Origin of the sequence: Actinomycetospora lemnae (genome assembly GCF_028737315.1) — a bacterium.
Classification (GTDB): Bacteria; Actinomycetota; Actinomycetes; order Mycobacteriales; family Pseudonocardiaceae; genus Actinomycetospora; species Actinomycetospora lemnae.
This window is the reverse complement of record NZ_JAQZAO010000006.1, coordinates 97469-116185: the sequence shown is the minus strand read 5'-3', so window position 1 is coordinate 116185 and position 18717 is coordinate 97469. Positions and strand designations below refer to the sequence as shown.

Below are 18717 nucleotides of genomic sequence, written 5' to 3'. Positions count from 1 at the left end.
AGCGTGGACGCCAGGCTGGAACACGGCGGCGGAGGAGCTCAGAGCGTCGCGAGGTGGGCGGCGACGGCGGCGTCGAGCCGGGCGGCGTCGCCGGTGGCGAGCAGGTCGAGCAGGGCCCCGCGCAGCACGGCGAGCAGCAGGGCGCGCTCGGCCGGGTCGTCGACGGCCTGGTGCTCGGCGAGGAGGGCGTCCCAGTCGGCGACGGTCCGCGCGGCGAACCCCGCCCACGGGCCGTCGCCGGCGTCGTTGACCGAGTGCGTGTAGGCCTCGAGCCAGAGCCGCAGCAGGGCGCGGTGCTCCGGCGCGGCGAGCCACGCCCACACCCGGGCCGCGACCTCGGCGAGCTCCCCGCCCTCGCCGACGGCGTCGACGACGGCGAGCTGGTCGGTGCGCGAGCGCGCGAGCAGGGCGCGCACCAGCCCGTCCTTGCTGCCGAAGAGGAACAGCAGCACGCGGGGGCTCGACCCGATGGCCTCCGCCAGCGGGCGCAGGCTCATCCCCGCCCAGCCGTGCTCGAGCACCCACGCGTACGCGGCCTCGAGCAGCTCCTGCTGCCGCGCCGACCCGTTCCCGGTCACCCCTGCAGTGTGCTTCACTGAAACAGTCGTTTCAGTGAGGAGGTCGTGATGGGTGAGGTGACGATCCGGGACCTGGGCCGCCCCGGGGACCTGGGCTGGGTGCTCCAGGCCCACGGCGAGCTCTACGCCGCCGAGTACGGGTGGGCGATCGACGCGGTGACGGCGCCGATCGTCGCCCGCTTCGCCACCGACGCCGTGCCGGGCCGCGACGCCGGGTGGATCGCCGAGCTCGACGGCGTGCGCGTCGGCAGCGTGCTGTGCGTGCGCGAGGACGAGGAGACGGCGCGCCTGCGCCTGCTGCTCGTCGACCCCGTCGCGCGCGGACACGGCGTCGGGCGCCGGCTCGTGACGCGGTGCGTCGACTTCGCGCGCGACACCGGCGCCGCCCGCCTCGTGCTGTGGACCAACGAGCCCCTCGCGGCCGCCCGCCACCTCTACCTCGAGGCCGGGTTCGTCCTCCCCGGCGAGGCGAGCCACACCGAGTTCGGGGGTGAGGTCCGGGGCCAGTCGTACGAGCTCGATCTCGTCTGACCCCTTGACCGGACTCTTCAGTCCTGATTTCATACTCAACCAAGGGGTTGAGCAGCTGAGGAGTCCACGATGAGCACCGCCACCGTCACCACCGCCACCACGCGTCCCCGCGCCGTCCGCTGGGCCCTCGGCGTGCTCCAGGTCCTGCTGGCCGCCGTCTACCTGTTCTCCGCTGCCGGCAAGATCTCGCTCGAGCCGATGGTCGTCGCCGGCTTCGCGATGATGGGGATCGGCACCGCGGGCACCGTGGCGATCGGCGTCGTCGAGCTCGCCGCGGCCGTCGGGCTGCTCGTCCCCCGGCTCGCCGGCCTCGCCGCCGCCGGGTGCGTCGCGCTGATGACCGGCGCCGTGATCATCACGGCGTCCACGCTGGGCGGCACGATGATCCTCGTCCCGGCGGTCGTGCTCGTGCTCGTCGCGGTCGTCTCCTGGGTGCGCCGCCACGAGACCGTCGCCCTGCTCCGCAACCCGCGCGCGGTCCTGCTCGGGCGGTGATCCCGCCGGTCGTCGGCGCCCGACCTCGCTCGCGGGGCGGGCGCCGCGGCGTGTCGTCTCGCGAGGACGTGGCCGTCCTGACGATCGGTGGGAGCGACGCCGCATCGCTCGTCGGAGAGGCGGGTCACAGCGACGCGACGTTGAGTGTGCCGCTGCGGCACGGAGTTCCCTGTCCTCCAGCACGCCGGCCACGCCGGCCACGCCTGCCGCCCGGAGGACGGGATGACCATGACCGAGCACCGCCACCCCCACGCCCCGTCCGAGGAGGACCCCCCGACCGCTCCGGTGACCGTCCCCCCGACGCCGACCCGGAGGACGCCGACCGTCCTCGAGCAGGTGGGCGGACCTCTGGGGTTCGTCTCCTCGGCGGTCCCGGTGATCGTGTTCGTCACGGCGAACGCGTTCCTCCCGCTGGGCGTCACGATCGCCGTCTCGCTCGCCGCCGGCCTGGGGCTGACCGTGTTCCGGCTGCTGCGGGGCGAGCGCGTCGCGTCCGCGCTCGGCAGCCTCGTCGGCGTCGCCGTCGCGGCGGGCCTCGTGGCCTGGACGGGGTCGGCGCGCGACTTCTTCGCGATCGGCATCTGGATCTCGCTGGCCGGGTTCGTCGCCACGCTGGCCACGGTGATCGCCCGCCGCCCGGTGACGGGGCTCGTGTGGAACGCCCTGCACGGCGGGGCGCACGACTGGCGCGCCGACCGTGCCGTCCTGCGCGCCCACGACGTCGCCACCGTCGCGACGGCCCTCGTGTTCGGCGCCCGCTTCGCCGTGCAGCAGTGGCTCTACGTCGCCGAGGCCACCGGGGCCCTCGGCGTCGCCCGCATCGTCATGGGCACGCCGCTGTCCGTCGTCGCCCTGGTCATCACCGTCTGGGCCTTCCGGCGCAGCACGCAGCGCCTGGTCACGAGCGGGTCACGAGCCGGGTCACCAGCTGAGCCCTGAGCCGGGTCAGGACCGCAACGACGACCCCGACCCGCCCCGGCCCTCCGGCGCGCCGTCCCGCGACGGCACGCCGGGGTCGGCCTGGCTGTCGGGCGGGGTGTCGGGCGGGGTGTCGGGCGGGGTGTCGGGCGGGGTGTCGGCCCGGGTGTCGAGCGGGGTGTCCGGCGAGGCGCCCTCCGGTCTCCCGTCCTGGGTGCCGAGCGCCTCCTCGACCGGCCGCACGCCCGTCGGCTCCTCGTCGGGCTCCGGGGTCTCCGACGCCGCGGCCTCGTCGGGGGACGCCGCCCGCTCCCCGGTCCGGACGTCGATCTGCTGGCCGATGTAGCGCAGGATCTCGGCGATCACCGCCGCGACGGGCACCGCGAGGAACGCCCCGGCGATGCCGGCGAGGCTCGAGCCGGCGGTCACGGCGAGGATCACCAGCGCCGCGTTGAGCCCCAGGCCGCGGCCCTGCACGAGCGGCTGGAGCAGGTTCCCCTCGATCTGCTGCACGGCGAGGATGAGGATCAGCACCCCGATCGCGGTGCCGAGGCCCTGCACGACGAGCGCGATGAGCACCGACAGGGCGCCGGCCACGAGCGCGCCGACGATCGGGATGAACGCGCCGAAGAACGTCAGCACGGCGAGCGGCAGCGCCAGCGGCACCCCGAAGATCACCAGCCCGATGCCGATGAACACCGCGTCGACGAAGCCGATGATCGCCTGGCTGCGGATGAACCCGCCGAGGCTGCGCCAGCTGCGGCGGCCGACCTCGGCGAGGTGCCCGCCCGACGTCGGGCCGGCGACACGCTGCAGCCAGGGCAGGAACTTCGGGCCGTCCTTGACGAACAGGAACGCGAGGACGAGCGCGAGCACCGCGTTGACGACGCCGTTGGCGACGGTGGTGACGCCGGTGAGGACGCCGGTGGCGATCTGGCCCGCGCTCTGCTGCAGGCGCTCGGTCGCCATCTGGACGTAGCCGCCGATCTGGCTCGCGCCCAGGTTGAACGGCGGGCCCTGCAACCAGTTCTGGATCTGCTGGATGCCCTGGATCGCGCCCTGGACGATCGCCGGCGCCTGCCCCGCGACGGCCGGGGCGATGAGCGCGACGATCCCCCCGAGGACGCCGAGCCCCAGCACGAGCACCAGCGCGGTGGCCAGCGCGGCCGGCACGCCGCGGCGGCGCAGGCGCGTCACCGGCGGCTCCAGCACGGTCGCGATGACGAGCCCGAGGAACACCGGGAAGACGATCGCCCAGAGCCAGACGGACAGCAGGCCGAGCAGCGTCAGCGCGGCCGCCACCAGCAGGAACCGCAGGCTCCACCGGGCGGTCCAGGCGAGGCCCTCACCGATGACGTGACCGCGCGAGGGCGAGTGCCCTCGCTCGATGTCCCGGGACGCGGGCGCCTCGTCCATGGACGTGAGTCTCTCAGCGATCGAGGCCCTCCGGGGCTCGAGGTCACGCCGCGCGGTGGCGGACGTGGGGGCGTGGTCGGCGGCGGGATGCCCAACCGCCCCGCGCCGTACCCGTCCGTGGCCGTCCCCGTCACCGTGTGCGCCCGGACACGCGTCGGGCCCCTCCCCGACGTGCGGGAAGGGGCCCGAGGAGCGTGCCGGCTCGCGGCTAGCTCGCGACGGCCTTCTGCAGGCCCTCGTCGATCGCGTCCAGGAAGTCCTGGGTGTTGAGGTAGTCGGCGTCCTTGCCGATGAGCAGCGCCAGGTCCTTGGTCATCTTGCCGCTCTCGATCGTGTTCACGCAGACGTCCTCCATCTTCTGCGCGAAGTCGACGAGGGCGTCGTTGCCGTCGAGCTTGCCCCGCTGGGACAGGCCACGGCTCCAGGCGAAGATCGACGCGACCGGGTTGGTCGACGTCTCCTTGCCCTGCTGGTGCTGGCGGAAGTGCCGGGTCACGGTGCCGTGGGCCGCCTCGGCCTCGACCGTGCCGTCGGGCGTCATGAGCACCGAGGTCATGAGGCCGAGCGAGCCGAAGCCCTGCGCGACGATGTCGGACTGCACGTCGCCGTCGTAGTTCTTGCAGGCCCAGACGTACCCGCCCTCCCACTTCAGGGCGGCGGCGACCATGTCGTCGATGAGGCGGTGCTCGTAGGTCAGGCCCGCCTTCTCGAAGTCGGCCTTGAACTCCGACTCGAAGATCTCCTCGAAGGTGTCGCGGAACATGCCGTCGTACGCCTTGAGGATGGTGTTCTTGGTCGACATGTAGACCGGGTAGTTGCGGTCCAGCCCGTAGCGCAGCGAGGCGCGGGCGAAGTCGACGATCGAGTCCCGGAAGTTGTACATGCCCAGCGCGACGCCCCCGTTCTCCGGGAACTTCGCGACCTGGAACTCCATCGGCTCGGCCCCGGAACCGTCGGCACTGTCGTCGGGCGTGTAGCTGATGGTGACCGTGCCGGGGCCGGGGACCTTGAAGTCCTGGGCCAGGTACTGGTCGCCGTGGGCGTGGCGGCCGACGACGATCGGCTTCGTCCAGTGCGGGACGTAGCGCGGGATGTTCTGGCAGACGATCGGCTCGCGGAAGATGACGCCGCCGAGGATGTTGCGGATCGTCCCGTTGGGCGAGCGGTACATCCGCTTGAGCCCGAACTCCTCGACCCGCGCCTCGTCCGGCGTGATGGTCGCGCACTTGACGCCGACGCCGTGCTTCTTGATCGCGTTGGCCGCGTCGACCGTGACCTGGTCGTCGGTCTCGTCGCGGTGCTCGATGCCCAGGTCGTAGTACTCGAGGTCGATGTCGAGGTACGGGTGGATCAGCTTGTCCTTGATGAACTGCCAGATGATCCGGGTCATCTCGTCACCGTCGAGCTCGACGACGGTGCCCTCTACCTTGATCTTCGCCACGACTCGGGAGACCTCCTCCTGGGGCGCCGACCACCGACGCCCGGCTGACTTGACCGCACGCTATCAACGCGTCCGGCGACCACGACGGGTGAGGAATACCCAGGTGGGCGGTGTCACCGGCACGTCATCGGTAGGCGAGTGGGCCACCGGTGATCGTGAGCGAGACCGCGATCATGACCAGTCCGAAGAGCACGTACGTGACGATGTCGACGCGCCGGCTGCGCACCGCGAGCAGGCCCGCCGCGGTGCGGGTGAGGCTCGCGCGCAGGACCCCCGCGAGCAGCAGCGCGAGGCCCAGCTCGGTGGTGCCCTCACGCCAGTGCTGCAGGCCGATCCGCCCGAACGCGACGACCACGACGACCATCACCGCGAGGAACGCCAGGTGCCCGCGGAGCTTGCGCAGCAGCTCGGCGCGGGTGCGGCGTGGGCGCGCGTGCCGGCCCGCCGGGAGCATCTCGGTGGGGCTCTCGTCGGGCGGCGGCGCGGGGGTGACGGGCGGGGGTTCCTGCGGCGCCGGGGGTCCCTGCTGCGACGGCGGCGCCTGCCGCGACGGCGGCGCCTGTGGGGGCGGGCCCGGGCGGGGTGTCACGGCGGTCATCCGGTGCTCATCCGCTCATCCGCTCGGCGCGCTCGACGACGTTGGTGAGCAGCATCCCGCGCGTCATCGGGCCGACGCCGCCGGGGACCGGGGCGAGGAACGAGGCCACCTCCGCGACCTCGGGGGCCACGTCGCCGACCAGCCCGTTCTCGCCGCGCGTGATGCCGACGTCGAGCACCGCCGCGCCCGGCTTGACCATGTCCGCGGTGACGAGCCCGGGCACCCCGGCCGCCGCGACGACCACGTCGGCGGCGCGCAGCTCGGCGGCGACGTCCTTGGTGCCGGTGTGGCACAGGGTCACGGTGGCGTTGACCGAGCGCAGCGTCAGCAGCAGGCCCAGCGGGCGCCCGACCGTCACGCCACGGCCGAGGACGGTGACCTTCGCGCCGTTCAGCGGCACGTCGTAGCGGCGCAGCAGCTCGACCACGCCGCGCGGCGTGCACGGCAGCGGGCCCGGCTCCTGGAGCACGAGGCGCCCGAGGTTGGTGGGGTGCAGCCCGTCGGCGTCCTTGTCGGGGTCGATGCGCTCCAGCACCGCGCCCGAGTCCAGGCCCTTCGGCAGCGGGAGCTGGACGATGTAGCCGGTGCACGCCGGGTCGGCGTTGAGCTCGTCGATCGCGCGCTCGACGTCGGCCTGGGTGGCGTCGGCGGGCAGGTCGCGGCGGATCGAGTCGATCCCGACCTTCGCGCAGTCGCTGTGCTTGGCCTTGACGTAGGAGTGCGAGCCCGGGTCGTCGCCGACCAGGACGGTGCCGAGACCGGGTGTGCGGCCGGCGGCCGTGAGCTTCTCCACCCGGGCGCGCAGGTCCTCCAGGATCGCGGCGAGGGTGGCCTTCCCGTCCAGCTTGGTCGCGGTCACGACCTCATGATGGCAGGTCGGACCCCGTCTCCCGCGGAGCCGACCGTCGCCGCGGCCGGGACAGCGGCCACGGCGCCGACGCCACCCCCGCCGCGACCAGCGTGAGCAGCGCGCCGAGGACGGTGGTGGCGCTCGGGGTGCCCGCCACCGACGGGAGCGCGAGGTCGAACGCCAGCGAGCCCACGATCTGCCCGGCAACGGCACCGAGCGAGAGCAGCAGGACCCCGATCTGCCCGACGATCCATGCGCTCAGCCCGATGAAGATCGCGCCGAACGGCCCGCCGAGGTAGAGGTACCAGGCGCTCGGGAACGGGTGCGGCGGTCCGAGCAGCAGCACCGCGACGACCCCGGCGACGACGAGCGCGGCGAGCCCGACGACGAAGTTGATCGTGGCCGCGGGCAGCACGGACGCGACGACGGAGTCGCGCTCGCCCGGGCTGTCTCCGTCCCCGGCGGTCCCGCCCGCCCCGGCCCCGCTGGCCGCGGCGGCGACGCGCCCGTTGAGCGCCTGCTGCGTGGCGATCGCGACGCCGGCGGCGAGCGGGAGCAGCGCGAGCGCCACGGGGCCTCGGTGCTCACCGACGGCGCCACCGACAGCACGACCGCCCCGAGCATGAGGACCGCGCCGAGCACCCGCGGCGGCGTCGTGCGCCGCGGTCCCGCCGGCCCGAGCCCGACGCGGTCGACGACGAGGCCGCCGCTGGACTGGCCGGCGACGACGGCGATCGTGAACAGGGCGGTGCCGAGCACGTGGGCGGTGAGGCCCTGCCCGGCGACGAGCAGCGCCCCGCCCAGACCGCCGAGCAGCTGCCAGGGCCGCAGGGTGCCCCGGCGCCGGGCGGCCCGGACGCGCGTGAACCCGCGCCGCCCCGCGGGCAGCAGCGCCAGGAGCACGAGCAGCAGGACCAGGCCGAGACCGAACGAGACGACCGCGGCGAGCACCCCGTCGCCGAGGGCCACGCCGAGCTCGGCGTTGACCCGCGCCTGGGCCACGATGAACCCGCCGGTGACGAAGGCACCGGCGAGCCCGAGAGCGGTGCGAGGAGCGGCCACGGTCCGGGGAACCTAGCGCCTGGTGATCATCCGCGCCGTCGCCGTGTTCGCCGCCGCGACGGCGCCGGCGTAGATGCCGTGCTGCACGAAGCTCGTCACGAGCAGCCGACGCTCCCAGCGCCACGGTGGCGGGGTGTCGCCGAGCACCGGGAAGAGGCCGAGGGCCATCGCCTGGCTCCCGGCGAAGAAGGCCAGCCCCGGGCCCGGCTCGCGGCCCAGGAGGTGCTGGAGGCCGACGTGGGCGGTGCCGACCGCCGACCCGTAGCCCCAGTGCACGAGCCAGAAGAGGGCCTCGCGCCCCTCCGCGGAGCGCGGCGCCCAGCCGATGACGTGGCGCAGCAGCGTCGACGCCGCGATGACGACGTGCTCGCTGTCGTCGTAGTCGAGGATGACGTCGATCTCGGAGGCGTCGATGCCCTGCCGGCGGGCGTAGCGGCGGCGGCGGATCACGGCCGCGAGGCTCATCGCCCCGGTGCCGACGGCCCCCGCGACCACTCCCCGGGCGATCTCCCGCAGCACCGGTCCGCCCCTCCGTCGCCCCATGGAGACCCATCGTGCCCTGGATCGGTACACGATGCGGTCGGGCAGGTGCCCCCTCCTGTTGTGCCCGTCCGTTCGGCCGGTGCCCCTCGTGACATGCCCCACACCACACTCGACTGCGCATCGGGACCACGTCGTTGCGCTCCGTGGCGCATCGCCGGGGGGAGCCCCCATCGCGTGGTCCCGGTCGGACACGGAGGAGCTGGGGATGAGCACGATCGACGAGCGACCCACCGCCGCCCACGCGGCAGCCGACACCGGCGCGGACGAGGCCGCTGCGGCAGCAGCCGCCGCCAACCCGGCACTGGTGGGCGTACCCACCTTCGTCGTCGGATCGGTGGCCCTCGGCCTCTACCTCGTCGGGTTCACCGGGGCCTCGAGCACGGCGCTCGTGGGCATGCTCCCGATCCTGTTCATGTGCACCGGCATCGGGCAGCTGATCGCCACGTTCTGGGCGATCCGCACCGGGGCCGGGCCCGTCGCCGCCATCTTCGGCATCTTCGCGGGCTTCTGGCTGAGCTTCGCCGTGCTCGCGACGGCGCTGGGCGCCGACTGGTTCGGGCCGACCTCCACCGACACCGCCGTCGCCACCGGGGCGCAGGAGACCTTCCTGCTGTCCTGGCTGGTCGGCATCGTCGTGCTCACCCTGGCCTCGCTGCGCCTGCCGTCGATCTTCACGCTGCTGTTCGTGCTGGTCGACGCCGCACTGCTGCTCGTGCTGCTGGGCACGGCCAACGGCTCGACCGGGCTGCTGTTCGGCGGGGGGATCGCGGTGTTCGCGTTCACCCTCGTCGGCGTCTACCTCTTCGTCGACGCCCTCGGCCAGGCCACCGGCGGCAAGGCCCTGCCGATGGGCAAGCCGATCATCGGCGGCTGACCCCGGCGCCCGCGTCACCGGAAGTCCCGCGAGCTCGAGGGGACGCGCAGGTCGAGGCGTTCGACGCGATCGGCGACGAGGTTGACCACGCTCGGGGCGTCGTGGGCCCGCTCGACGCGCCCGCGGATCACGAGCGCGGCGCTGGTGCGGGCCACCACCCGGTGGCGCGCCCACAGGCCCTCCGAGCAGACGACGTTGAGCATGCCCGTCTCGTCCTCGAGGTTGAGGAACGTCGTGCCGCCCGCGGTGGCGGGGCGCTGGCGGTGGGTCACCACCCCGCCGACCTCGATGCGCTCGCCCTCGGGCACGCGGGCGACCGCGGCCACCGACAGCGCGCCGCGCTCGTCGAGCGCGGCGCGCAGGTGGGTCACGGGGTGGCTGTCGGGGGTCAGCCCGGTGGCCCACACGTCGGCGACGGTGAGCTCGACCGCGCTCATGCCCGGCAGCGCGGGCGCCTCGAGCCCGACGGCGGTGTCGGGCAGGCGGTCGTGGCGCACGCCGTCGCGCACCACCCCGACCCCCGCCGCCGCGGCGCCCGCCGCCCACAGCGCCTCGCGGCGGTCGAGCCCGAAGCACCCCAGGGCCCCGGCCGTCGCGAGGGCCTCGACGTGGGCGGTGGTGAGCTCGGCGCGCCGGGCGAGGTCGGCGACGTCGCGGTAGGGACCCCGCTCGGCGCCGTCCTCCGTGCCGTCCCGGCGGGCCACGATCCGGGCGGCCACCTCGTCGCCGAGCCCGCGCACCCCGGCGAGCCCGAGGCGCACGGCGACCCCGCCGGTGCTGTCGGGGTGCGGTTCGAGACCGGGGGTGTCGGCGGAGACCAGGACGTCCGGGCCGAGCACCACCACCCCGTGCCGGCGGGCGTCGGCCGTGAGCGACTGCGGCGAGTAGAAGCCCATCGGCTGGGCGCGCAGCAGCGCCGCGCAGAAGGCGGCCGGGTAGTAGAGCTTGTACCAGGCGCTGACGTAGACCAGCGACGCGAAGCTGATCGAGTGGCTCTCCGGGAAGCCGAAGTTCGCGAACGCCTTGGTCTTCCCGAAGATCGTGTCCGCGAGGTCGCCCGTGATGCCGTTGGCCGCCATGCCCTCGTAGAACCGCTCGCGCATCCGCTCGATCCGTTCGGAGGAGCGCTTGGCGGACAGCGCCCGGCGCAGCTCGTCGGCCTCGGCGGCGGAGAAGCCGGCGACGTCGACCGCGAGCTGCATGAGCTGCTCCTGGAACAGCGGCACCCCGAGGGTCTTCTCCAGCGCGGGCTCGCAGAGCGGGTGGTCGTAGACGATGCGCTCCAGCCCGTTGCGGCGCCGGATGTAGGGGTGCACCGACCCGCCCTGGATCGGCCCGGGCCGGATGAGCGCGACCTCGACGACCAGGTCGTAGAACGTCCGCGGTCGCAGCCGCGGCAGCGTCGCCATCTGCGCCCGGGACTCGACCTGGAACACGCCCACCGAGTCGCCCTCGGCGAGCATGGCGAACACCGCCGGGTCGGTGGCCTGCAGGTCGTGCAGCTTCACCCGCACCCCGTGGTGCTCGGCGACGAGGTCGGCGGCGTAGTGCAGCACCGAGAGCATCCCGAGGCCCAGCAGGTCGATCTTGACCAGGCCCACCGCCGCCGCGTCGTCCTTGTCCCACTGGATGACGCTGCGCCCCGGCATCCGCCCCCACTCGACGGGCACCACCTGGTCGACGGGCCGGTCGCAGATGACCATGCCGCCGGAGTGGATGCCGAGGTGGCGCGGGAAGCCTGCGATCTGCTCGGCGAGCGACGCCACCGCCGCCGGCATCTCGGGCACCTGCCCGGCGAGCTCCGCCCCCGGACCCCACCGGTCGATCTGCTTGCTCCACGCGTCCTGCTGGCCCTGCGCGAACCCCAGCGCGCGGGCCGCGTCGCGCACCGCCGACCGCGGCCGGTAGGTGATGACGTTGGCGACCTGCGCGGCCCGGTCGCGCCCGTAGCGCGCGTAGACGTACTGGATGGCCTCCTCGCGACGGTCGGACTCGATGTCGAGGTCGATGTCGGGGTAGCCGTCGCGCTCCGGGGACAGGAAGCGCTCGAACAGCAGGTTCATCTCGACGGCGTCGACGTGGGTGATGCCCAGCGCGAAGCAGACCGCCGAGTTGGCCGCCGACCCCCGGCCCTGGCAGTAGATGTCGTGGTCGACGCAGAACTGCACGATGTCGGCGACGATGAGGAAGTAGCCGGGGAAGCCCTGGCGCTCGATGACGTCGAGCTCGTGGTCGATCACCTCGAACGCCCGGGGCGAGCGCAGCCGGTCGCCGTAACGCACCGCCGCCCCCATCCACGTCAGCCGGCGCAGCCAGCTCGCCTCCGTCTCGCCCTCGGGCACCGCGAACGGCGGCAGCTCGGGCGCCAGCAGCTCGAGGCCGAACGCGCACTCGCGCCCCAGCCGCGCGGCGTGGGCGACGGCCTGCGGGTGGCGGGCGAACCGCTGCGCCATCTCCGCGCCGGACCGCAGGTGCGCCGGGCCCGGTGGCAGCCAGCCCTCGGCGTCGTCGAGGCTGCGACGTGCCCGCACCGCGCCGAGCGCGGCCGCGAGCCGCGCGCGGTCCGGCGTCGCGTAGTGGGCGCCGGTGGTCGCCACGGTGCGCAGCCCCCGCCCCCGGTCGGCGCGCCCGGCGAGCTCGGCGAGCGCCGCGTTGCGCTCGGTGTCGTCCGGCAGGCCCTGGTCGGTGAGCTCCACCGCGACGTTCTCGGCCCCGAACAGCGCGACCAGCCGGTCGATCTCGCGCGCCGCGCCGTCGGCCCCCTCGGCGGCCAGGGCCCGGCGCACCGATCCCTTGCGGCAGCCCGTCAGCACCTGCACGTGCCCGCCGAGCGTCGCCGCGACGCGCTCCGGGTCGTACACCGGGCGGCCCTTCTCGCCGTGGGTGTGCATCTGCCCCTCGGTGATCGCCCGCGAGATCGCCCGGTAGCCGTCGGGGTCGCGGGCGAGGACCAGCAGGTGGTCGCCCTCGGGGTCGGGCACGCCGTTCTGCGGGGCGGTCAGGCCCAGCGAGAGCTCCGCGCCGTAGACCGTCGGGACTCCCAGCTCCTGGGCCGCCTCGGCGAAGCGGACCACCCCGTACATGCCGTCGTGGTCGGTGAGCGCGATCGCCTCGAGCCCCAGCCGCGCGGCCTCCTCGACCAGCTCCTCGGGGTGTGACGCGCCGTCGAGGAAGCTGAAGTTGGAGTGCACGTGCAGCTCGGCGTAGGGGACGGTCAGGCCCGCGGCGGGCTCGGCCAGCGTCCCCGCCGGCGGCCGGTAGGGCGTGCGGTGCCGCGACCAGGCCGGGCTGTCGCCCCCGTCGCCGGGGAACTGCTCGTCGCGCGGCGGACGGAGCCGCCCCGGGCCGTCGACCCGCTCGCTGTCGTCGAACGCGAGGGGGTCGCGGACGAAGCCGTCCGGGACCTCCGCCTCCGGCGGCCAGGGACCGACGTGCCCCTCGTGCGGCTCGTCGCGGTGCCTCCCGCGGTGCCTCCCGCGGTGCCCGCGACCGTCCCGTCCACCGCGACCCTGGATCGCGTCGCGCGACCCGTTGCCCCGCCCCTGCATGCTGGGGTTGTCGGACGGGCGCCCGGACAGCAGGCGCTCCATCTCCGACCAGCTCACCGGCGGATTGCCCCACCCCATCAGTCGTAGATCCCTTCCACCGCCCAGCGGCCGTCGCGGTGGACGAGCAGCAGAGCCCGGCCGACCGCGTCGGCACCGGAGGCGACCGGGTCGGGGGCCAGGTCGGCCGCCGGGTCGGGCTCGGGGTCGCGGCCGGCGGCGAGCTCGTCGGCGTCGGTGCTGCACACGACCTGGATGCGCACGCTGCCCTCGGCCCCGACCTCGGCCACCGCGCGGGGGTCCCACCAACGGCCGGGGTCGGGCCACGGGCCGCCCCAGGCGCGGACCGGCGCGGTGGGGGCGGCCGGGTCGGTGCCGAGCGCCACGTGCGCGGGCGACGCGGTGAGCCGGCCGCGGGAGGCCCGGCGCACCGGGGCGCCGTCGGCGTCGAGCACCCGCGCGGGCAGCGGCTCGGGCGGGACCCGGGCCGGCGAGGGCGCGGGCAGCGCGCCGGGCCAGGGCGCCTCCGGGTCGGTCGCCGGGGTGCGCTCGTCCCCCCAGGGGACCAGCCGGATCCGTTCCCCCGGCCCGCGCCCGCCACCGGCGACCCCGGTGAGCACCTCCTCGGGACCGAGCAGGCCCTGCACCCGCACGAGCGCCCGCCCGGCCCGCTCGTCGGCGACCCCGACCTCGCCCCAGAGCCCGAGCTGCAGGCGGCCGGCCTCGACGACCTCCTCGGGCACCAGGCGCAGCACGACGAGCCCGCCGTCCCGGCCGTTCCCGGCCTGACCCCGCCGCGACAGCCAGCCCTCGAGCTGCCAGCGCACGCGGTCGGCGGTGCCGTGCGGGGTCAGCGGCTCGGCGCAGCGCCACACCCGGGCCAGCTCCTCGCCCTCGGTGGTGCGCGCCTGCACCCCGAGGCGCGTGCACGCGAGCCCCGCCCGGCCCAGCGCCTCGTGCAGCCGCTCGGCCAGCGAGCGGGCGGCGAAGGCGGCGGCGTCGACCCGGTCGACCGGCGGGTCGAGCGGGAGCTCCACGGTGAGCTCGTCGGGGATGCGCCGCCGCGACGGCGGGCGGTCGTCGAGCCCGCGGGCCAGCCGGTGGGCCCGCACCGCGGCCGCGTCGAAGCGCGAGGCCACATCGGTGGCCGACAGGGCGGCGAAGGCCCCGAGCGTGCTCAGCCCGAGCCGGCGCAGCAGGCCGATGAGCTCCGCGCGGGCGGCGCTCGCGTCGTCGTCGGCGCCGGCGGTGTCGGGCTCGACCCCCGGTTCGAGCTCGAGCTCGGTGACCGGGAGCGGCGCGAGGAACCCCGGGCTCTCCCCCGGCGGCACGAGCAGCGAGCGGCGCGCGGCGAGCCCCGCCGCGAACAGCCCGTCGGCCACCCCGACCTGGCACTCGACGCGGGTGCGCCCCGCCACGTGGTCGACCAGGCGCTCGGCCACGACCTCCTCGCCGCCGAAGTACCGCGCCGGCCCGCGTGCCGAGAGCGCGACCAGCCCCGGGCGGACCACCTCGACCCCGGGCGCCAGCTCCTCGACCGCGGCCGCGACGGGCTCGAAGCAGCGGGCGTCGCGCTCGGGATCGCGGGCGAGCACGGCGAGGTCCGGGCAGCGGGCCTGGGCCTCGCGCCGGCGCAGCCCCCGGCGGACCCCCTGGGCGCGCGCCGTCGCCGAGCAGGCCACCACCCGGTGCGCCGCGAGGACCGCCGCGGGCCGGGCGGGCGGCAGCCCCGCGTCGGCGGCGCCCGCCACCACCGGCCAGTCGGGACACCACAGCGCGAGCACCCGCGCCGGCGCGCTCACCCCGCCACCCCGATGCGGGCGGGCGCGGGGAGGGGCTCGTCCGCCCGCCCCGTCCGCCGGGGCGGGCCGGTGAGCGGCGCGCCGATCGGCAGCTCGCCGTCCGGCAGGCACGTCCCGGCCGGCCCGGGCAGCAGCAGCGGCTCCTCCTGCTCGCCGGGGCGGCCCCGGGCGGCGCAGCGGACGCGGACCCGCCGCGAGCGCAGCCGCCCCGTGCCGTCTCCCCCGAGCCCGGCCCAGGCGCTGCCCTCGGCGCGCAGCTCGACCTCGGCACCCGGCCAGGCGCCCGCGGCCCCGACCGGCACCAGCACCGCGCCCCGCTGCCGGACCCGGGCGCCGAGCCGCTGCCGCTCCCCCGCCGGCCACCGCACGCCGGGCAGCGTGGTGTCGAGCACGACCACGTCCACCCCGTCGACCAGCGCCGCCACCACCGCCGCCGGGCGCGGGCCGGGCCGGGGCACCAGCGCCGTGCGGGCCAGGTCGAGCCCCGCCTCGGCGGCGGCCTGGATCCCCAGGTCCGGCAGCCCGACCACCGCGCACCACGACCCGGCCCGCGACGCCTCGGCCAGCAGCGCGAGCAGCAGCGACGTCGACCCGCACACCGCGACCGCCGACCCGCGCCGCAGCCCGCCGTGGGGCAGCAGCCCGGCCAGCGGCGCGCTCACCGGCAGCACCGCGCTGCCCTCGCGGTCGACCGGGGCCGGCTCCACCGGCGCCGGCTCCACCGGGGACGTGGCCGGGGTCGCCGGTGGAGCCGGGCTCGCGACCGGCTCCGGCCGCTCCTCCACCGGCGCCGGGCCACGACGCCCGGCGCGCCGCCCCCGCAGCTCCGAGGCCCGCACCACCCCGAGGTCGGACCACCGCCGCGACGGGGAACCCTGCTCGTCGAGCAACGACGACGCACCGCCCATGAGCGCCCTCCTCGAACACGTGTTCGAACGACAGGAGAACGCTAACCCACACCCCCGACAGTCGCCGAGTCCCCGGGCGAGGGTCACCCCGGTGACCGGCCCGCGTCTCAGCCCGGCGCGGCCGCCCGCAGCGGGCCGAGCTCCCATCGTCCGTCGCCCTGCAGGTCGAGGCGGGTGTCGTGGAACGCCTCGAGGCTGCTGCGGTGGCCCACACTGACCACGATCAGCTCCGGCAGCTCCCGGCGCAGCAGCGTGTAGAGCTCGTGCTCCAGCCCCTCGTCGAGCGCCGCCGTGGCCTCGTCGAGGAAGACCACGTCCGGGCGGGCGAGCAACAACCGGCCGAAGCCGAGGCGCTGCTGCTCACCGGGCGAGAGCTCCCGCCACCACACGCGTTCCTCGCCGAGCCGCTCGGCCAGCTGCCCCAGGGACACCGCGCGCAGCACGGCCGCGATCCGGTCGTCGCCGACGTCCTCGGGCCGCTCGGGGTAGGTCACGCCGGTGCGCAGGTCGCCGAGGGGCACGTAGGGCTGCTGGGAGAGGAACACGGCGCGGGGGCCGGACGGCCGGGCGACGTCACCGTCGGCGAACGGCCACAGGTCCGCCAGGCTGCGCAGCAGCGTCGTCTTCCCGGACCCGGACCGTCCGGTGACGAGGAGCCGGTCCCCCGGGCCGAGGTCGAGGTCCAGGCCGTCGACGAGGACCTCCCCGTCGGGTCGGCGCACGGTCAGGTCGCGGACGGCGATCCCGTCCCCCCGCTCGGTCACGCCGACCTCGGGGAGCTCGCGCGCCTCGGCGTCCGCGTCGAGCAGGCCGGTCAGGCGGTCGAGCACCGCGCGGTAGGCCGCGAACTGGTCGTAGGCGTTGCGGAAGAACGACAGCCCGTCGTGCACCTGGCCGAAGGCGCTCGCGGTCTGCTGGACGTCGCCGAGGGTGATGGCCTGGGCGAAGAAGCGCGGCGCCTGGATGACGATCGGGAAGACCACCGAGATCTGGGTGACCGCCAGGTTGAAGCCCTGGAACCGCAGGTTCCGCCGCACGATCCGCCAGTAGTTGGCGATCACGGCGGCGAAGCGGGAGTCGAGCGTGCGCTTCTCCGGCGCCTCGCCGCGCAGGAAGGCGATGTTCTCGGCGTTGTCGCGCACGCGCACGAGGCCGTACCGGTAGTTCGCGCCGAGCCCCTCGTTGAGGAAGTTGAGCCTGATCAGCGGCTTGCCGATCCGGAACGCGATGACGGTCGCGACGATCACGTACAGGAACGCGAGGAAGGTCATCGCCCGCGGGATCTCCACGCCGGCGATCGACAACGGGCCCGACAGCTCCCACAGCACGTAGGTGAACGACGCGACCGAGAGCACGGCGTTGACCGCCCCCGACGGCCCCACCGACAGGTCGACGGACGTGTCGGCGAAGGAGGTGATGTCCTCCTGGATGCGCTGGTCGGGGTTGTCGACCTGGTGCGAGGTGAACCGCGACCGGTGGTAGGCCCGTCCCGCGAGCCAGTCGCCGAGCAGCCGCTCGTTCAGCCATTCCCGCAGCCGGATCACGAAGGCCTGACCCAGGTAGTAGGCCACCAGGACCTGGGCCACGTAGATGGTCGCGAGGACCGCGAAGACGCCCACCGCGGCCCAGAAGCCGCCGGCGTCGAGCTCCTGCAGCGCGGTGTAGAGCGCGTTGCTGTTGTACGACAGCAGGACGTTGAGCCGCACCGAGACGACGACCAGCGCCAGGAGCACGAGCGCGAGCAGGATCGGGCGCCACCCGTCCTCGCCGCCGGGCCGCAACCACGGACCCACGAGGCGCCGGACCTGCCGGCCCCAGGTGGTCGTCCGGGCGAGGACCACGGCCACGAGCACGACCACCACGACGGTCGCGACGAAGACCGCGGCGATCCAGATCAGGGACGCGAGCCACTCCTGGCCCCAGTCGATCCCGCCCACCCGCGCCCCCTCGTCCGCCGGAAGATCGGCGCAGCGTAGCGACGGTCCACGACGGGACCGGGAGCGGTCCGGGACCGGTGCTCCGGTCGCCGACGGTCCGGCGGCCGGGCAGGGTCACCCCATGACCGAGCGCGTCCTCGTCACCGGCGCCGCCGGCCGGATCGGCGGCTACCTGCGGCCCCGTCTCGCCCGACCCGGCCGCGTCCTGCGCCTGCTCGACGTGCAGGGACCGGCGGACCCGGGCGGGCACGAGGAGACCGTCACCGCCTCCGTCACCGACCTCGACGCGCTGGTCGGGGCCTGCCGGGACGTCGACGCCGTCGTCCACCTCGGCGGGTACGCCGGCGAGGAGGCGTGGGAGGACATCCTCGCCACCAACATCCACGGCACCTACGTCGTCCTCGAGGCCGCGCGCCGGGCCGGGGTGCCGCGGGTGGTGTTCGCGAGCAGCAACCACGCCGCCGGCTTCCACCCCACCCTCGACCCCGTCCCCGACGACCTCCCGCCCCGGCCCGACACCTTCTACGGCGTGGGCAAGGTGGCCGGGGAGGCGCTCGGCAGCCTCTACCACGACCGCCACGGCCTCGACGTGGTCTGCCTGCGGATCGGGACGTGCCGCGAGGCCCCGACCGACGCCCGCGGGCTCGCGACCTGGCTCTCCCCCGACGACTGCGGCCGCCTGGTCGAGGCCGCCCTGACCTGCCGCTCACCCGGGTTCCGCGTGGTGTGGGGCGTCTCGGCCAACACCCGCCGGCGCTGGGCCCTCGCGGGCGCGCACGAGCTCGGGTACCGCCCGCAGGACGACGCCGAGGTGTTCGCCGCGGAGGTCGGCGACCGGGTCGCCGACACCGACGTCTACGTCGGCGGGGAGTTCTGCGGCCCCGCCGACGACCCGGGCTGAGCCACGATCCCCTCCTCGATCCGGATGGCCTCCGCCATGAGCAGGTCGGCCAGCCGGACCAGGAGGCCCTCGTCGAGGCCGTGCTCGCGCGCCCGGGCCGCGGCCTGGCGCTCCACCTCGGCCGCCCGCCCGGGCTGGAACACCGGTATCCCGGCCCGCGCCTTCACCGCGCCGACGCGCTCGATGCACCGCATCCGCCGTCGCACGAGGTCGTAGAGGGCGTCGTCGATCTCGTCGAGCTCGGCGCGCAGCACGGCGAGCTCGTCCGCAGCGGTCACGGTTCCGATCCTCTCGACGCAGAGTGATGACTGTCGGGAC

General features: G+C 75.3%; 17 protein-coding genes and 1 pseudogene. 5 read left to right on the top strand and 13 right to left on the bottom strand.

The genetic code is table 11. The features are described 5' to 3' along the window. Positions 1–38: 38 nt before the first annotated feature. Entirely contained in the window at positions 39–578 is a 540-nt protein-coding gene (locus tag PGB27_RS15145) for a TetR/AcrR family transcriptional regulator (protein ID WP_274201204.1), read from the bottom strand. 48 nt (positions 579–626) lie between these two features. On the opposite strand from PGB27_RS15145, the gene PGB27_RS15140 reads away from it, so the two are divergent. The 3 genes from PGB27_RS15140 (at position 627) to PGB27_RS15130 (ending at position 2543) form a co-directional block, all read left to right on the top strand. Further along, positions 627–1109 (top strand): GNAT family N-acetyltransferase, encoded by a 483-nt coding sequence (locus tag PGB27_RS15140; protein ID WP_274201203.1) that lies wholly within the window; start codon positions 627–629, stop codon positions 1107–1109. A gap of 69 nt (positions 1110–1178) precedes the next feature. Next, the gene (locus PGB27_RS15135; protein ID WP_274201202.1) at positions 1179–1604 is read left to right on the top strand and encodes a DoxX family protein; all 426 of its coding nucleotides are present in this window, start codon (positions 1179–1181) and stop codon (positions 1602–1604) included. 222 nt (positions 1605–1826) lie between these two features. Then, complete coding sequence (locus PGB27_RS15130; RefSeq protein WP_274201201.1) at positions 1827–2543, top strand: DUF3159 domain-containing protein; 717 nt, start codon at positions 1827–1829, stop codon at positions 2541–2543. A gap of 6 nt (positions 2544–2549) precedes the next feature. On the opposite strand, the gene PGB27_RS15125 is transcribed toward PGB27_RS15130, so the two are convergent. The 7 genes and pseudogenes from PGB27_RS15125 to PGB27_RS15095 all read right to left on the bottom strand — a co-directional run bounded on the left by PGB27_RS15125 (position 2550) and on the right by PGB27_RS15095 (position 8432). Next, positions 2550–3938 (bottom strand): AI-2E family transporter, encoded by a 1389-nt coding sequence (locus PGB27_RS15125; protein ID WP_274201200.1) that lies wholly within the window; start codon positions 3936–3938, stop codon positions 2550–2552. Between the two features lie 208 nt (positions 3939–4146). Then, a complete protein-coding gene (locus PGB27_RS15120) occupies positions 4147–5379 on the bottom strand; it encodes an NADP-dependent isocitrate dehydrogenase (RefSeq protein ID WP_274201199.1) in 1233 nt (410 codons plus the stop codon). A 124-nt stretch (positions 5380–5503) separates the two neighbouring features. After that, positions 5504–5977, bottom strand: coding sequence for a DUF3017 domain-containing protein (locus PGB27_RS15115; protein WP_274201198.1), 474 nt, complete (start codon positions 5975–5977; stop codon positions 5504–5506). 7 nt (positions 5978–5984) lie between these two features. Next, on the bottom strand, positions 5985–6836 hold the full coding sequence (locus PGB27_RS15110; protein WP_274201197.1) for a bifunctional methylenetetrahydrofolate dehydrogenase/methenyltetrahydrofolate cyclohydrolase: 852 nt from the start codon (positions 6834–6836) through the stop codon (positions 5985–5987). A 4-nt stretch (positions 6837–6840) separates the two neighbouring features. Beyond that, on the bottom strand, positions 6841–7398 hold the full coding sequence (locus PGB27_RS15105; protein ID WP_274201196.1) for a DMT family transporter: 558 nt from the start codon (positions 7396–7398) through the stop codon (positions 6841–6843). 44 nt (positions 7399–7442) lie between these two features. Continuing rightward, positions 7443–7889 (bottom strand): annotated as a pseudogene (locus tag PGB27_RS15100) (DMT family transporter); the annotation flags it as partial. 12 nt (positions 7890–7901) lie between these two features. Beyond that, a complete protein-coding gene (locus tag PGB27_RS15095; RefSeq protein ID WP_274201195.1) occupies positions 7902–8432 on the bottom strand; it encodes a hypothetical protein in 531 nt (176 codons plus the stop codon). A gap of 205 nt (positions 8433–8637) precedes the next feature. On the opposite strand from PGB27_RS15095, the gene PGB27_RS15090 reads away from it, so the two are divergent. Further along, positions 8638–9306: a GPR1/FUN34/YaaH family transporter gene (locus PGB27_RS15090; RefSeq protein ID WP_274201194.1), complete on the top strand. Its 669-nt coding sequence runs from the start codon at positions 8638–8640 to the stop codon at positions 9304–9306. Positions 9307–9320: 14 nt separating this feature from the next. On the opposite strand, the gene PGB27_RS15085 is transcribed toward PGB27_RS15090, so the two are convergent. The 4 genes from PGB27_RS15085 to PGB27_RS15070 all read right to left on the bottom strand — a co-directional run bounded on the left by PGB27_RS15085 (position 9321) and on the right by PGB27_RS15070 (position 17498). Further along, a complete protein-coding gene (locus PGB27_RS15085) occupies positions 9321–12932 on the bottom strand; it encodes an error-prone DNA polymerase (RefSeq protein ID WP_408630073.1) in 3612 nt (1203 codons plus the stop codon). Next, positions 12932–14653: a DNA polymerase Y family protein gene (locus PGB27_RS15080; RefSeq protein ID WP_274201192.1), complete on the bottom strand. Its 1722-nt coding sequence runs from the start codon at positions 14651–14653 to the stop codon at positions 12932–12934. The genes PGB27_RS15085 and PGB27_RS15080 overlap by 1 nt, the downstream gene beginning before the upstream one ends. Continuing rightward, a complete protein-coding gene (locus PGB27_RS15075; RefSeq protein ID WP_274201191.1) occupies positions 14650–15561 on the bottom strand; it encodes a hypothetical protein in 912 nt (303 codons plus the stop codon). The genes PGB27_RS15080 and PGB27_RS15075 overlap by 4 nt, the downstream gene beginning before the upstream one ends. 107 nt (positions 15562–15668) lie before the next feature. Beyond that, on the bottom strand, positions 15669–17498 hold the full coding sequence (locus PGB27_RS15070) for an ABC transporter ATP-binding protein/permease (RefSeq protein WP_274201190.1): 1830 nt from the start codon (positions 17496–17498) through the stop codon (positions 15669–15671). Positions 17499–17619: 121 nt separating this feature from the next. Between PGB27_RS15070 and PGB27_RS15065 the strand changes: the two genes are divergently transcribed. Beyond that, positions 17620–18399, top strand: coding sequence for an NAD-dependent epimerase/dehydratase family protein (locus PGB27_RS15065; RefSeq protein ID WP_274201189.1), 780 nt, complete (start codon positions 17620–17622; stop codon positions 18397–18399). On the opposite strand, the gene PGB27_RS15060 is transcribed toward PGB27_RS15065, so the two are convergent. Beyond that, positions 18354–18677, bottom strand: a complete 324-nt coding sequence (locus tag PGB27_RS15060; RefSeq protein ID WP_274201188.1) for a chorismate mutase — start codon at positions 18675–18677, stop codon at positions 18354–18356. The genes PGB27_RS15065 and PGB27_RS15060 overlap by 46 nt on opposite strands. Positions 18678–18717: the final 40 nt, after the last annotated feature.

Bases quoted from the DNA above. Each gene is read 5' to 3' on its own strand.
- PGB27_RS15115 (WP_274201198.1), bottom strand. From the start codon at position 5,977: ATGACCGCCGTGACACCCCGCCCGGGCCCGCCCCCACAGGCGCCGCCG.
- PGB27_RS15090 (WP_274201194.1), top strand. From the start codon at position 8,638: ATGAGCACGATCGACGAGCGACCCACCGCCGCCCACGCGGCAGCCGAC.
- PGB27_RS15065 (WP_274201189.1), top strand. From the start codon at position 17,620: ATGACCGAGCGCGTCCTCGTCACCGGCGCCGCCGGCCGGATCGGCGGC.
- PGB27_RS15140 (WP_274201203.1), top strand. From the start codon at position 627: ATGGGTGAGGTGACGATCCGGGACCTGGGCCGCCCCGGGGACCTGGGC.
- PGB27_RS15085 (WP_408630073.1), bottom strand. From the start codon at position 12,932: ATGGGGTGGGGCAATCCGCCGGTGAGCTGGTCGGAGATGGAGCGCCTG.
- PGB27_RS15125 (WP_274201200.1), bottom strand. From the start codon at position 3,938: ATGGACGAGGCGCCCGCGTCCCGGGACATCGAGCGAGGGCACTCGCCC.
- PGB27_RS15130 (WP_274201201.1), top strand. From the start codon at position 1,827: ATGACCATGACCGAGCACCGCCACCCCCACGCCCCGTCCGAGGAGGAC.
- PGB27_RS15075 (WP_274201191.1), bottom strand. From the start codon at position 15,561: ATGGGCGGTGCGTCGTCGTTGCTCGACGAGCAGGGTTCCCCGTCGCGG.
- PGB27_RS15095 (WP_274201195.1), bottom strand. From the start codon at position 8,432: ATGGGGCGACGGAGGGGCGGACCGGTGCTGCGGGAGATCGCCCGGGGA.
- PGB27_RS15135 (WP_274201202.1), top strand. From the start codon at position 1,179: ATGAGCACCGCCACCGTCACCACCGCCACCACGCGTCCCCGCGCCGTC.